The 13,393-nt window shown below is 51.3% G+C and carries 13 protein-coding genes; 12 read left to right on the forward strand and 1 reads right to left on the reverse strand.

The features are described 5' to 3' along the window. Positions 1-52 precede the first annotated feature (52 nt). Positions 53-940 carry an RAHN family extended-spectrum class A beta-lactamase gene (blaRAHN, locus tag EDF78_RS03035; RefSeq protein ID WP_133822509.1) on the forward strand — a complete coding sequence of 296 codons (888 nt, stop codon included), beginning with the start codon at positions 53-55 and terminating at the stop codon, positions 938-940. Between the two features lie 48 nt (positions 941-988). Here blaRAHN and EDF78_RS03040 read toward each other — a convergent pair whose 3' ends face one another. After that, complete coding sequence (locus EDF78_RS03040) at positions 989-1,978, reverse strand: aldo/keto reductase (protein WP_133822510.1); 990 nt, start codon at positions 1,976-1,978, stop codon at positions 989-991. Between the two features lie 321 nt (positions 1,979-2,299). Here EDF78_RS03040 and EDF78_RS03045 point away from each other — a divergent pair, with 321 nt between their 5' ends. The 11 genes from EDF78_RS03045 to EDF78_RS03090 all read left to right on the forward strand — a co-directional run bounded on the left by EDF78_RS03045 (position 2,300) and on the right by EDF78_RS03090 (position 13,358). Beyond that, positions 2,300-2,713 carry a hypothetical protein gene (locus EDF78_RS03045; RefSeq protein WP_229921219.1) on the forward strand — a complete coding sequence of 138 codons (414 nt, stop codon included), beginning with the start codon at positions 2,300-2,302 and terminating at the stop codon, positions 2,711-2,713. A gap of 514 nt (positions 2,714-3,227) precedes the next feature. Further along, positions 3,228-4,610: a diaminobutyrate--2-oxoglutarate transaminase gene (locus EDF78_RS03050; RefSeq protein WP_207391101.1), complete on the forward strand. Its 1,383-nt coding sequence runs from the start codon at positions 3,228-3,230 to the stop codon at positions 4,608-4,610. Positions 4,611-4,628: 18 nt separating this feature from the next. Continuing rightward, positions 4,629-6,101 carry an aspartate aminotransferase family protein gene (locus EDF78_RS03055; protein WP_133822511.1) on the forward strand — a complete coding sequence of 491 codons (1,473 nt, stop codon included), beginning with the start codon at positions 4,629-4,631 and terminating at the stop codon, positions 6,099-6,101. A gap of 251 nt (positions 6,102-6,352) precedes the next feature. Continuing rightward, positions 6,353-6,526, forward strand: a complete 174-nt coding sequence (locus EDF78_RS25530) for a hypothetical protein (RefSeq protein WP_165772370.1) — start codon at positions 6,353-6,355, stop codon at positions 6,524-6,526. A 230-nt stretch (positions 6,527-6,756) separates the two neighbouring features. After that, positions 6,757-7,221 carry a PTS sugar transporter subunit IIA gene (locus tag EDF78_RS03060; protein ID WP_133822512.1) on the forward strand — a complete coding sequence of 155 codons (465 nt, stop codon included), beginning with the start codon at positions 6,757-6,759 and terminating at the stop codon, positions 7,219-7,221. 49 nt (positions 7,222-7,270) lie between these two features. Further along, on the forward strand, positions 7,271-7,552 hold the full coding sequence (locus tag EDF78_RS03065) for a PTS sugar transporter subunit IIB (protein WP_095925543.1): 282 nt from the start codon (positions 7,271-7,273) through the stop codon (positions 7,550-7,552). Positions 7,553-7,566: 14 nt separating this feature from the next. Beyond that, complete coding sequence (locus EDF78_RS03070) at positions 7,567-8,970, forward strand: PTS transporter subunit IIC (RefSeq protein ID WP_133822513.1); 1,404 nt, start codon at positions 7,567-7,569, stop codon at positions 8,968-8,970. 84 nt (positions 8,971-9,054) lie between these two features. Beyond that, positions 9,055-10,551 carry an FGGY family carbohydrate kinase gene (locus tag EDF78_RS03075; RefSeq protein WP_133822514.1) on the forward strand — a complete coding sequence of 499 codons (1,497 nt, stop codon included), beginning with the start codon at positions 9,055-9,057 and terminating at the stop codon, positions 10,549-10,551. Between the two features lie 3 nt (positions 10,552-10,554). Further along, on the forward strand, positions 10,555-11,589 hold the full coding sequence (locus EDF78_RS03080) for a zinc-dependent dehydrogenase (RefSeq protein ID WP_095925546.1): 1,035 nt from the start codon (positions 10,555-10,557) through the stop codon (positions 11,587-11,589). 180 nt (positions 11,590-11,769) lie between these two features. Next, positions 11,770-12,513, forward strand: a complete 744-nt coding sequence (locus EDF78_RS03085) for a GntR family transcriptional regulator (RefSeq protein ID WP_133822515.1) — start codon at positions 11,770-11,772, stop codon at positions 12,511-12,513. A 5-nt stretch (positions 12,514-12,518) separates the two neighbouring features. Continuing rightward, positions 12,519-13,358 (forward strand): class II aldolase, encoded by an 840-nt coding sequence (locus EDF78_RS03090; protein WP_095925548.1) that lies wholly within the window; start codon positions 12,519-12,521, stop codon positions 13,356-13,358. Positions 13,359-13,393: the final 35 nt, after the last annotated feature.

The following is a 13,393-nucleotide window of genomic DNA, read 5'->3' on the forward strand; positions in this document are numbered from 1 at the left end:
CTGCTGCCGCTTTTGTCATAATCCCTTCGCCAATAAAAAGGAGAAGGCTTTGATGATGAAAAATACCCTGCGTAAAACCGTGCTGATGGCGGCGGCTGTGGTGCCCCTGCTTGCTTTCAGCGCGGCATCATGGGCGCAAACCGCCAGCAACATGACGTCCGTCCAGCAACAACTGGCGGCGCTGGAAAAAGACAGCGGCGGCCGTCTTGGGGTGATGCTGATCAACACGGCGGATAATTCGCAAATTGCTTACCGCGCCGATGAACGTTTTGCCATGTGCAGCACCAGTAAATTCATGGCCGCGTCCGCAATTCTCAAACAGAGCGAAACGCAAACGGAACTGCTGACCCGGCGTATCAGCCTGAAAAAATCCGATCTGGTGAATTACAACCCGATCACCGAAAAGCATCTGGACACCGGCATGACGATCGGTGAACTGGCGGCTGCCGCGTTGCAGTACAGCGACAACACCGCCATGAACAAGCTGATCGAACAGCTTGGCGGCCCGCAAAAAGTGACGGCGTATGCCCGCACACTTGGCGATAACACCTTCCGTCTCGACCGCACGGAACCGACGCTGAACACCGCCATTCCGGGCGATGATCGCGACACCACGTCACCGCGTGCCATGGCGCTGAGTCTGCAACACGCCACGCTGGGCACGGCGCTGGCCGAACCACAACGTGCGCAACTGGTGGAGTGGATGAAGGGCAATACCACCGGCGCGATGAGCATCCGCGCAGGATTACCGGCGACCTGGATTGTCGGCGATAAAACCGGCAGCGGTGATTACGGCACGACCAATGATATCGCAGTGATCTGGCCGGATAACAAGGCACCCTTGATTCTGATCACCTATTTCACCCAGCCGGAGAAAGACGCAAAATCCCGCCGCGATGTGCTGGCTTCCGCTGCAAAAATTGTCACGCAGGGATATTGATTTGCGGTGATAAAAAAAGGGTCCGCAAGGACCCTTTCTTGTTTCCGGTTAACGCCCGACCCGCGCCTGTAAGGCGGCAGGGTAGCGGTCGCCCTGCACCTTGACGGTTTCCAGCGCGGTGGCGATGTTACGCAGTTCGCTGTCGGTCAGCGTCACGTCTGCCGCACCGAGATTTTCTTCCAGACGGTGCAGTTTGGTGGTGCCGGGGATCGGCACAATCCACGGTTTTTGTGCCAGCAACCAGGCCAGCGCGATTTGCGCAGGCGTCACTTTTTTGTCCTGAGCGATCTGATGCAGCATCGCGACCAGCGCCTGATTGGCCGCCAGCGCTTCCGGCGAGAAGCGGGGCACAAGGCTGCGGAAATCGTCGTTGCCGAAGGTCGAACCCGCGGCGATGGAACCGGTCAGGAAGCCTTTTCCCAGCGGGCTGAAGGGCACAAAACCAATCCCCAGTTCTTCCAGCGTCGGCATGATGTCCTGCTCCGGCTCACGCCACCACATGGAATATTCACTTTGTAACGCGGTCACCGGTTGAACCGCATGTGCCCGGCGGATGGTTTGTGCGCCAGCCTCGGACAGCCCGAAGTGCTTCACCTTGCCTTCGCTGATCAGATCTTTCACCGTACCGGCGACATCTTCAATCGGCACTTCCGGATCGACGCGGTGCTGATACAGCAAATCAATCACATCGGTTTTCAGGCGTTTCAGCGAGCCTTCAACGGCCTGGCGGATATGTTCCGGGCGGCTGTTGAGGATTTGCTGCTTATTATCATCACCAAAAGTGAAGCCGAATTTGGTGGCGATCACCACTTTATCGCGCAGGGGAGCCAGCGCTTCGCCGACCACTTCTTCGTTGAGATACGGACCGTAAACTTCAGCGGTATCAAAGAATGTCACGCCGCGTTCCACGGCGCTGCGGATCAGTTCGACCGCCTGTCTGGTTTCCGTGGCAGGGCCGTAACCGTGGCTCAGCCCCATACAGCCTAAACCCAGCGCAGAGACTTCAAGGCCCGATTTTCCCAGCGTACGTTTTTGCATGTGATTCTCCTCTGAAGCGTGGTTGCCGAAAAATCCTGTCATCACATAATCACAAGATGATGGGATTACAGGATGTACTTCACGGCAGGTATCAAGATGGCGTTAATAGTAGCCGCTGTTCTTTCATCAGATTAGAGGCTGTTATCCGCAAGACTTTATGAACTGAATTCATAAATCGCGAAGAGGGGATGGCAGGCAGGGGAGGCCGGTGGTTAAAAAGTCCTGCTTTTTAAACCACTTTTGAGAAAATAAATGCCCTGTCCGGGCTGTTATACGCTACTTTTCCTGTGGCGAGTTGTTTATGGAAATAAAGGAAGAAATATGACCAGAGCGTTTTCAGGATCGGCGCAGGCGCTGATGATGTCACTCCTGACGGGGCAGGCACTGCACTGGCAACGCGCGTGGACGCCACTGCCGTTTGCGTCTTCCGTCTGGCGGAGCGCCAGCCCGGTGCTGTTTCATAAAATACTCGAGCCTGTCTGGTGGTGTTGCCGTTGCCCGGAGCCTGCGGTGACGGTGCGAAAAAATACCGTCTACTGGCTGGCGCATCTGGTACAGGAGCCGGGTCCGGCGGCGGATAAGTTGTGGGTGGATGCGGTGAGAACCCGTTATCAGATGCAAACCAGCCAGTCGCTTCCGCCGGAATCCGACCCGTTTCTGGTGCAGGTCTTTCAGGATTACGTGGCGCTGTATGATTTGTACCGCAGGGGCCGGATCGCGGAATCTGATATTTAAGTGAAATATCTCTGAAAAACGGGATATATAAATCATCGTCAGCAAGCATCTATTACCGGATAATAACCCGACGGGATATCCGTGTAATAGTTTTACACATCTTTATCCGGCTACTATTCAGCCATTTACTGCCCGTTTTGATTATTACGCCCTTCACTGAATACCACGGGGACTATAATAGAGAAGTGCGTTTTTCTTCCCCGCTGGCACGGCACAGTCACCGGCCAGTTTTGCTCCCTCAGCGCACGTGTTTACCCGTTGTTTTACGGGGTACATGGGCTTTTTAGTGCTTTATTAATGACCGTGTAACGGGCTTATGTCAGCACGATCGTTCATTAAATCAGCAACATATTGATTCGTATAAAAAAGAATAAACAATTCTATACAAAATAAATTATTGAGGTGGGGGCAAAAAAGCCATATATTGGCCGCGTTTTTCCCATGGCAGTCATTTTTTTAATCAAATTTATTCAATTGTGGCGTTCTAATAACCCACGGTTGTAGGAGAGATATGATGACGGATAAAGTCCGTATTGACAGTTTAGGTGCGAATTCATTAAACGGAAACAATGAAACCTATTTGGCGAGACAAGCTGAATTTGAATCGAATGTTAGGAGTTATCCACGTAAATTGCCTCTGGCAATTGCGAAGGCCAATGGCGTTTGGATCACTGATGTTGAAGATAATCAATATCTTGATTGCCTGGCTGGCGCGGGTACGCTTGCTCTTGGACATAATCATCCTGACGTGCTGCAAAGCATCCAAAATGTCATTACCAGCGGCTTGCCGTTACATACACTGGATCTGACAACTCCCCTGAAAGACCAGTTCTCTGAATATCTGCTCTCTTTATTGCCACAACAGGGCAAAGAGTATTGCCTGCAGTTCACCGGCCCGTCCGGTGCGGATGCTGTTGAAGCCGCAATGAAACTGGCGAAAAAAGTGACCGGTCGTACCGGTATCATCAGCTTCTCCGGCGGTTATCACGGTATGACGCACGCCACGCTGGCGGTGACCGGTAACCTGTCTCCGAAAGAAGCGGTTAACGGCATGATGCCGGAAGTGCAGTTCATGCCTTATCCGCATCAGTACCGCTGCCCGCTGGGCATTGGCGGTGACGCGGGCGTGAAAGCTTTAACCTATTATTTCGAAAACCTGATCAACGACGTGGAAAGCGGCGTTCGTAAACCTGCGGCTGTCATTCTGGAAGCGGTGCAGGGCGAAGGCGGCGTGAACCCGGCTCCGGCTGAGTGGTTGCAGCGCATCCGTAAAGTGACTCAGGAACACGGCATTCTGCTGATCCTTGATGAAGTGCAGGCAGGTTTCTGCCGTACCGGTAAGCAGTTTGCGTTCGAACACGCGGGTATTGAGCCGGACATCATCGTGATGTCAAAAGCCGTCGGCGGCGGTCTGCCACTGGCGGTTCTGGGTATCAAAAAACAGTTCGATGCCTGGGCACCGGGTCACCACACCGGTACATTCCGCGGCAACCAGCTGGCGATGGCGACCGGCCTGACCACCCTGAAAATCCTGAAAGACGGCAAGATCGCGGAGAAAGTGGCAGCGCAGGGCGAATGGCTGAAAGCCAGACTGGCTGACATGCAGAAACGCTATCCGGTTATCGGTCACGTGCGCGGTCTGGGTCTGATGATCGGTATCGAGATCGTCAAACCGAACGAAGCGCAGGATCACATGGGTTGCTACCCGGCTGACGGCGAACTGTCTGCGCTGTTGCAGAAAAAATGTTTCGAAGCGGGCCTGATCCTTGAACGCGGCGGCCGTAATGGTTGTGTGCTGCGCCTGTTGCCATCCCTGCTGATCACCAACGATGAGCTGGGTATTTTCCTCGACAAGTTTGAGCAGGCGCTGTTAGCGGCTGGCATCAAACCTGCCTGAGCGGAGTAAGAGACACCGATGTCCGAGTTAAACCCGATTCTGGCAGGCTCAGCGCACAGCACTGAAGCCTACCAGCAGGCCATTGCACAGAGCAGCGAAGCTGTTGTGCAGTGGCTGCAACAACCTGAGATGTATCAGGGCAAAACCGTTGCTGAACTGCGTGAACGTATTACCCTGGATTTCAATCCAAACGGTCTGGGTAACCAGGCCGCGATTGAACGCGCGATTGAGTACTTCCTGAAAGACAGCCTGTCTGTGCATCACCCGCAATGCGTGGCGCACCTGCACTGTCCGAGTCTGGTGGTCAGCCAGGCGGCGGAGGTGCTGATTAACGCCACCAACCAGAGCATGGACTCCTGGGACCAAAGCCCGTCAGCGACCATCATCGAGATGAAACTGATCGAATGGCTGCGTACTCAGGTCGGCTATCAGGCTGGCGACGCGGGCGTGTTCACCAGCGGCGGCACCCAGAGCAATCTGATGGGCCTGATGCTGGCGCGTGATGCCTTCTTCGCCCGTCAGGGGCATTCCATCCAGCAGGATGGTCTGGTCGGTAATCTGCGTAAGATTAAAGTGTTATGTTCTGAAAATGCGCACTTCTCCGTGCAGAAGAACATGGCGCTGCTCGGTCTCGGTTACCAGTGCGTAACGCTGGTGAAAACCGATGAGTTCGCCCGTATGGATCTCAACGATTTGCGCGAGAAAGTGGCGCAGGCGCAGGCCAACGGTGATCAGATTCTGGCTATCGTCGCGACTGCCGGTACCACCGATGCCGGTGCTATCGACCCGCTGCGTGCCATTGCTGAACTGGCGGTAGAGCATCAGATTTGGGTTCACGTGGATGCGGCGTGGGGTGGTGCGTTATTGCTGTCCGAAAAATACCGCCATTATCTGGACGGCATCGAGTTAGTGGATTCCATCACTCTGGACTTCCACAAACAGTTCTTCCAGACCATCAGCTGCGGCGCGTTCCTGCTCAAAGAAGAGCGTCACTATGAGCTGATGCGCTATCAGGCCGCTTACCTGAACTCTGAGTTCGACGAAGCTGCAGGCGTGCCGAATCTGGTGTCCAAATCGCTGCAAACCACCCGCCGTTTCGATGCACTGAAACTGTGGATGGGGCTGGAAGCGTTAGGTCAGAAACAGTACGCGGCGATCATCGATCACGGCGTGACGCTGGCACAGGACGTCGCGCAATACGTGACCTCTGAAGCCTCGCTGGAACTGGTGATGAAACCACAACTGGCCAGCGTGCTGTTCCGTTATCGTCCTGCGCAACTGGCAGGCAGCAGCGATGCCGCTATCGCACTGCTGAACCAGAAAATCGGCGACGCATTGCTGGAATCTGGCCGTGCCAACGTCGGCGTGACCGAACATAACGGTGTCACCTGCCTGAAACTGACCCTGCTGAACCCGACGGTGACGCTGGAAGACGTGAAAGTGCTGCTGGCACTGGTTGAGAAAACCGCGCAGCAACTGCTGAACCAGTAAGGTTGAGTTCTGCGCTCAGGCGCAGCGAAAAGCCGGTGATACGAAAGTGTCACCGGCTTTTTTATTGCCTCAAAACGCGGTAAATCGAACTTTTTAATCTCCGGCCCGGTAATTTTTCATTATTTTTGTATCGCAGTGTATCTGCCTGCTGAATACATACATCCCGTTGCATAACCCGCCATTTTGCACACATCGCCTGTACATTGCCGTGTTCTTCTGTACACACCAAATAACTGTGTGGAGATACCCCGATGTTAACCCGACTGCTGATTTCATCTTTGCTGATGGGCGCTTCTGCGACCTGTGCCTGGGCCGACAGGCTCGGCGATCTGAGCGCCACAACCTCAGCCTTGGCTGCCCCGTCAGAAACCGGCTATGCCGCCGCATTCAACCAGATTCATCTAAAACAAAAAATTCCCGTGTAATATTGCGTTATATATCATGTGGTTAATTTTATTTCCCTTAAGTATCCTGTAGGGTTCAAAAAAGTTTTGTGTGAGCAAATGCACAAATTCACCGAGAGTTCATTGCTCGCGGGCATGTGACAAGAGTAGGGTTCACACAGGTTGAACATGGTTGTACATAGACAACTATGCATGACGCTGGTTACTTAGGTTGAGGCGATACGACTAAATTTGAAGGACAGGGGTACAAGATGCCATTGAATACATCACTTGATAGCGAGCTTATCTATCTGCATCAGACATCGCTGGATCGTAATGGGATGTTTACAAAAATCACCGATGAACTTTTAGCTAAGGGGATTGTTGAAGAAAGCTACCGTGAGGCCCTTATCTTGCGTGAGCAGAACCATCCTACAGCGATGCAGCTGGAGACCATGGGCGTAGCTATCCCACATGTTGATGTTGAACATGTTCTCGAGGAGCGGCTGGTCGTCGTTACCTGCCCGGAAGGCATTGAGTTCAACCAGGCGGAAGACCCTGAACTGACAATGAAAGTGAACGTCATTTTTTTCCTGTTGCTTAAAGAAAAAGATGCGCACCTCGAATTCCTTATGAAGTTGATTTCTCTGTTTCAAAAGACAGGTGAGATGGAAAAGCTGCTCAGCACAACTTCCACAGAAGAAGTCATGCAGATCCTGGCTAAAAATCTCGACTAAAACGCAAACTCGGTGCCTTACAAATCCGAAAAATATAACGGAGTCCTACATGAATAAGAAAATTATCTTCGCCTGCACCAGCGGCATCGCTACCTCAGCGGTCGCTACTGAAAAAGTCGTTACCTACTGCAAAGAGCAGGGCATCAATGTTGAACCCATCCAGTCCAACATCGGTACCATTGCGACACAGGATGGTATGGCCGACCTGATCATCGTAACCTCCGCCGTGAAAACGACTCTACAGACGCCAGTTCTGAATGGCCTGCCGCTTCTGACCGGTTTCGGTGAAGAAGATCTCCTCGAAAAAATCGTGGCAATTCTTAAGAAATAACTGAGGACAGGCAGATGCTGCAAACACTCTACGGCGGAATTCAATACATGCTGGCCCTCGGACCAACCATCATGTTGCCAATCATCATCTTTATTATGGGCCTGTGTTTGGGCGCTGGCTTCAGCAAAGCATTGCGATCGGCACTCACCATTGGTATGGGCTTCATCGGTCTCTTCCTGGTCTTTGGGCTGTTGCTGGATCAACTTGGCCCTGCAGCTAAAGAAATGGTCAAGCACACCGGGATCAACCTGCCGGTGGTGGATCTGGGCTGGACACCGCTGGCGGCAATTGCCTGGGCTTCTCAGGTAGCACCGTTCGTGGTACCGCTGACTATCGGTATTAACGTTCTGATGCTGACTATGAAGTGGACCCGGACCGTTAACATTGACGTGTGGAATTTTTGGCATTTCTCGATGGTTGGCGCCATGGTTTACAACGTCACTGGCAGCTTTATGTTCGGAATTTTGATCGCGGGGGTGACCTCCATCATCACGCTGCTGCTGGCTGACTGGTGTGCGCCGATGATACAGAAATACTTCAACTTACCGGGTATTTCCCTGCCAACGCTGTCGTCGGCCATCTTCTTCCCGTTCGGCCTGCTGGGTAACCTGGTGCTGGATAAGATTCCTGGCATTAACAAGTTGAACGCCGACGCGGATGCGATTCAGAAACGCTTTGGTATCTTCGGTGAACCGATGATGTTAGGTGTAATCCTGGGAGCAGGGATCGGTTTACTGGCCCGTTATGATTTTAAAGGGGTTCTGACACTGGCGATGAGCCTGGGTGCGGTAATGCTGATTATGCCGCGCATGGTTAAGTTGCTAATGGAAGGTCTGCTGCCACTGTCTGACGCAGTCAAAAAGTTCCTTCGTAAGAAATATCCAGAACGTGACGATTTGTATATTGGTCTGGATATCGCCGTGGCGGTTGGTCACCCATCTGTACTGTCCACAGCGCTGCTGCTTATTCCGGTGGGTGTACTGCTGGCAGTCATCCTCCCGGGCAACCGCCTGCTGCCGCTGGGTGACCTTGCGAATATATGGGTGCCGATTTCAATGGTTGTACTGGCATGCCGCGGCAACATTGCACGAGCATTCATTCTGGGTATTCCGCTGCTGATCGTTAATTTATATGTAGCCTCTGCCGCAGCTCCCATCCTGACGTCGGTAGCTAAGAGTATTCACTTCCCAATTAACACGGACAGTGAAATATCCAGTTTGCTTGACGGCGGTAACCCATTCCGCTTCTGGATGGTGAAAATCTTTGAAGGAAATATGATTGCGCTGGGACTGATACCGGTCATCCTGATTACCTGCTTATTGTTGTATCGCATGACAACCCGACAGCTAAAGCGTGAGGAAATGGAAGAGAACGTGGCTGCTGAGCAACAAGCTGCACTTTCCAGACAGGTTTTATAAAACAACGCAAAAAAAGGGAAAGGCTGCGTAGTATTTCCCTCATTTAACAATGATTGATGTTATTCCCTTCCAGAGGGGAGAGATATGTACGCGATTGGCATAGATGTTGGCACCACTAACTGTAAGGTCTGCTTATATCGGATAGCAGATCTAGAATTAATTGAAAAACACAGTTTCATTACGCCAAAAATAATTACAGAACATGGAAGTGACTTCGATATTAATAAACTGTGGCACGGTATTATTGATGGTTTGGGCTGCATCGCTAAGAATGTTAATGACCCCGGAGATATTGTCAGTATTTCAGTTGCCAGTGTAGGAGAGGCAGGCGTACTGCTTGATGCAGACGATAAGGTGATAGGCCCGGTAATGACCTGGTATGATACCCGCACTCAGCCTCAGCTTGAGCGTGTGGTAAAGCGTATCAGTGAAAATCGTCTCTACGAAATTACGGGAATTCCCGCGCACAGTAATTACAGCCTGAATAAAATTTTATGGCTGATGGAAAATAATGAAAATCAAAAGCCAGTCAACTGGTTATGCATCGCGGAATATGTTGCTTTTCGTCTGAGCGGTGTGAAACGCGCAGAATACTCACTTGCCTCACGTACACTGGCATTTGATATCACCAGAAATACCTGGTCTGAGGAAATTTGTTCGGCCATGGATATTCCGCTCTCGCTGTTCAGCCCGCTGGTCACCGCCGGTGAGCCGACCGGCGACCTGCTGAAAGAAATCAGTGCAACAACCGGGATCTCCTCACAAACAAAAATTTCGATTTCCGGACACGACCATATGGTCGGGTCTGTGGCAGTCGGCCTGAAGAAAGAGGGGCAGATCCTCAACTCAACCGGTACTACCGAAGGGCTGCTGGTCGTGCGTAACCAGCCATCAGTCACCGGACAGTATTATCAGTCGCGCGTGTCCAACGGTCATCACGTCCTGCGTGATGCCTATACGCTTTACGCCTCACTGCCTTCAGCCGGTTACGCAATTGAGTGGTTCTCAAATCTGTTCGACCTGACGGCAGCTGATTTTAACAGTATGACGCTCTGGCTCATGAATAAAGGTGCGGCCGAGACCCCAACTGACAGCTTCCTGATCCCGCACCTGCGCGGCAGTGGACCACCCAAAAGAACTATCCATGCGAAAGGGCTGGTTTATGGCGTGGAAGACCAGACCGATTCGGAGGCGTTGCTGAAAGCAGTGTTTCACGGCCTCTGCTATGAGCTGCGCCATCTGTTGGAAACCTATGAAACGCTGACCGGCAATCACTGGAAGTCCGTTATGGTTATCGGTGCTGCCTGCCAAAATCCTTACTGGCTCCAGCTGAAAGCAACCATTCTCAACCGGGAGATCGTGGCATGCCAGATCCCTGAAGCAGTCAGCCGCGGCGCTGCATTACTCGGCGCAAGAGGAGCGGGTTATAAACCGGACAATTCCGGTCTGCCCGGCGACGCACTGATACGCTATACACCAGATGCTAAATCCGCAGAGAGCTTCAGCATTGTATATCACCAGATATACAAGCATCTCTACGAGACCAAGATCCAGATTGAAAATCAAATGAGCAGGACATAAATCATGAAAGCCAGCGTTTACTACAGTAAAAACGAGATCCGCTTTGAAGAAGTTCCCTTACCTGAAATAGAGGGCGGCGACATTCTGTTAAAAATGAAAAGCTGCGGGCTGTGCGGGACGGACATTCATAAAGCCCAGCACCAGACCGTAACAGGACCGGTTGTGCTCGGCCATGAAGTTGCCGCTGAAGTGGTTAAGGTCGGCAATCGCGTGACAAAGTTTCGGCCGGGCGACCGTGTCGTGACCGCCATTCACGTACCATGCTATAGCTGTCATTACTGCGATCGTGGCCATTTCACCCTCTGCGAGCAGTTCAAGCCTACCAACATCGAGCCAGGCGGATTTGCTGAGTATATTCGACTGCCGGAACTACACGTCAAACACCTGACCCACAAAATTCCGGAAGGAGTTTCCTGGGAAAAAGCGGCCATGGTGGAACCCATTGGTTGCTGTCTGCACGGCCTTAAGCAGGCTGTCATAACTCCAGGCTGCAGTGTGCTGGTCATGGGTTCCGGCACCATCGGTCTGTTAAGTGCTCAGTTGGCGGCTATGATGGGGGCATCCAACGTCATCGTTTCCGATCTGTCTCCTTTCAAACTAGACCTTGCTCTACGTCTGGGGATTAACCATGCCATCAATCCGTCAAGCGAAAATCTGGAAGCACGTATCAGCGATATCACCGAAGGTCTCGGTGTTGACGTGGTGGTCATTGCTGCGGGCGTCTCTGCACTTCTGCCGCAAGCAATTGATATGCTTAGACGAGGAGGGCGTGTAGTCGTCTTCTCACCATTTGATCATAACAATATGGTTACCATCGATGCAGGGCGTTTTTTCCGTGATGAGATCTCAGTAATTGGCACCTATTCGCTGTCTTCCTACGAGATGCCGGAGGCGGTGGAAATCATCCGTACGAACCGTATCAATGTCGATGACATGATCACGCATACCTATCCGCTGTCACTGCTAGGCGAAGCAATTGAGTTTGCCTCCGACCCGCATAATGACGTACTGAAGGTCATTATGAAGATGGACGAATAGAGCGACTCATTCAGGGCTTATTTTTTACGATACTCGCTGATTTGACGCCGTATGGCAGGACCCTGACGGTGCAGATCTTGTGAAGCAGATCGTTTGTGAATACCGGGAAATCAGGTTATGTTCAGGCGTTACTTGTGCATAGTCGTACATAGACGATCTTAATTACTTAGGGAGCATCGCATGAATACCGTTTTGAAAGACTCTGAAGTGCCACTTTATCTTCAGGTTTCAGAGTGGATCCGTGAAAACATCTACAAGGGAGACCTGACGACGGGCGATCGTGTCCCTTCAGAAAATCAGATTATGGATATGCTGGGCGTCAGCCGTGGCACGGTAAAAAAAGCCGTTACCTTGCTGGTTAATGAAGGGATGCTGGTTCAGGTACAAGGTAAGGGAACGTTCGTTAAAAGCGAAAACATCTCTTACTCCCTCGGTGAAGGCCTGCTGTCCTTTGCGGAGTCACTGGAAAGCCAGCATCTGAATTTTGAAACTCAGGTCATTGAATCTCGCATTGACGTCGCCTCTAAACTGGTCGCGTCAAAACTGGGTATCGAGATGGGTGCCCCGATCCTATACCTGAAGCGCGTTCGTAGCGTGGAGGGGGAAAGAGTCATGCTGATTGAAAATCGTATCAACATAGCTCACTGCCCGGGTATTGAAGATATTGATTTTAACAGCAATAACCTTTTCCCTACTGTAGAACGGCTTTCAGGTAAAAAAATTGCGTCATCTGAAAGTCGTTACGCTGCAAAGATAATTGGTGCCGAACGGGGTCACTATTTAGAAGTACATGAAGATGCGCCGGTATTGCATCTGGAGCAAATCGTTTACTTCGAGAATAACATTCCACTGGAATTCGGTAACGTCTGGCTGAAATCCGACAAATATTATTTAGGTACAGTTCTTCAACGAAGAGAGAGGTAATAATTATGCCATTAGTAAACGGTAATATTCTGCTGAGCAGCATCCAGGAAAAACGCGTTCTGGCCGGCGCGTTCAATACCACTAACCTTGAAACCACTATTTCGATACTTGATGCTATTGAGCGCTCGGGTCTGCCTAACTTCATTCAGATTGCGCCGACCAATGCCAAGCTTTCTGGTTACGATTACATTTACGAAATCGTTAAAAAGCGTGCGGCCACTATGGATGTACCGGTCAGTCTGCACCTTGACCACGGTAAAGAACTCGATGATGTGAAACAGGCGGTTCGTGCAGGCTTTACTTCCGTCATGATCGATGGTGCAGAGCTTCCATTTGAAGAAAATATTGCGTTTACTAAAGCAGCCGTTGATTTCTGCAAATCATTCGGCGTGCCGGTGGAAGCTGAACTAGGTGCCATCCTGGGTAAAGAAGACGACCACGTCAGTGAAGCGGATTGCAAAACGGATCCTAAGCAGGTGCTGCGCTTTGTCCAGGAAACCGGCTGCAGCATGTTGGCAGTATCAGTAGGTAACGTTCACGGCCTGGAAGATATCCCTCGCATCGATATTCCATTACTGAAAGAAATTGCAGCAATCTGCCCCGTTCCACTGGTGATACACGGCGGTTCAGGTATTGATGAAGAAATCATCCGTAGCTTCGTAAAATATAATGTGGTCAAGGTAAATATTGCCAGTGACCTGCGTAAAGCCTTCATCACATCCGTCGGCAGAGCCTGGACTGAAAATAATAACGAAGCAAACCTTGCACACGTGATGAACAGTGCCAAAGCAGCTGTTGAAGCCGATGTATTCAGTAAAATTCAGATGATGAATCGCGCATCCTGATATAAGTAAGAAACTTACCTGCAAAATCGGGATTA

Origin of the sequence: Rahnella sp. BIGb0236 (assembly GCF_004364755.1) — a bacterium.
Classification (GTDB): domain Bacteria; phylum Pseudomonadota; class Gammaproteobacteria; order Enterobacterales; family Enterobacteriaceae; genus Rahnella; species Rahnella victoriana.

Excerpts from the sequence above, each read along its gene's own strand:
- EDF78_RS03065 (WP_095925543.1), top strand. The coding sequence starts at position 7,271 with ATGAATAAGAAAATTATCTTCGCCTGCACCAGCGGCATCGCTACCTCA.
- EDF78_RS03040 (WP_133822510.1), bottom strand. The coding sequence starts at position 1,978 with ATGCAAAAACGTACGCTGGGAAAATCGGGCCTTGAAGTCTCTGCGCTG.
- EDF78_RS03075 (WP_133822514.1), top strand. The coding sequence starts at position 9,055 with ATGTACGCGATTGGCATAGATGTTGGCACCACTAACTGTAAGGTCTGC.
- EDF78_RS03090 (WP_095925548.1), top strand. The coding sequence starts at position 12,519 with ATGCCATTAGTAAACGGTAATATTCTGCTGAGCAGCATCCAGGAAAAA.
- EDF78_RS03060 (WP_133822512.1), top strand. The coding sequence starts at position 6,757 with ATGCCATTGAATACATCACTTGATAGCGAGCTTATCTATCTGCATCAG.
- EDF78_RS03080 (WP_095925546.1), top strand. The coding sequence starts at position 10,555 with ATGAAAGCCAGCGTTTACTACAGTAAAAACGAGATCCGCTTTGAAGAA.
- EDF78_RS03050 (WP_207391101.1), top strand. The coding sequence starts at position 3,228 with ATGACGGATAAAGTCCGTATTGACAGTTTAGGTGCGAATTCATTAAAC.
- EDF78_RS03055 (WP_133822511.1), top strand. The coding sequence starts at position 4,629 with ATGTCCGAGTTAAACCCGATTCTGGCAGGCTCAGCGCACAGCACTGAA.
- EDF78_RS03045 (WP_229921219.1), top strand. The coding sequence starts at position 2,300 with ATGACCAGAGCGTTTTCAGGATCGGCGCAGGCGCTGATGATGTCACTC.
- EDF78_RS03085 (WP_133822515.1), top strand. The coding sequence starts at position 11,770 with ATGAATACCGTTTTGAAAGACTCTGAAGTGCCACTTTATCTTCAGGTT.
- EDF78_RS25530 (WP_165772370.1), top strand. The coding sequence starts at position 6,353 with ATGTTAACCCGACTGCTGATTTCATCTTTGCTGATGGGCGCTTCTGCG.
- blaRAHN (WP_133822509.1), top strand. The coding sequence starts at position 53 with ATGATGAAAAATACCCTGCGTAAAACCGTGCTGATGGCGGCGGCTGTG.
- EDF78_RS03070 (WP_133822513.1), top strand. The coding sequence starts at position 7,567 with ATGCTGCAAACACTCTACGGCGGAATTCAATACATGCTGGCCCTCGGA.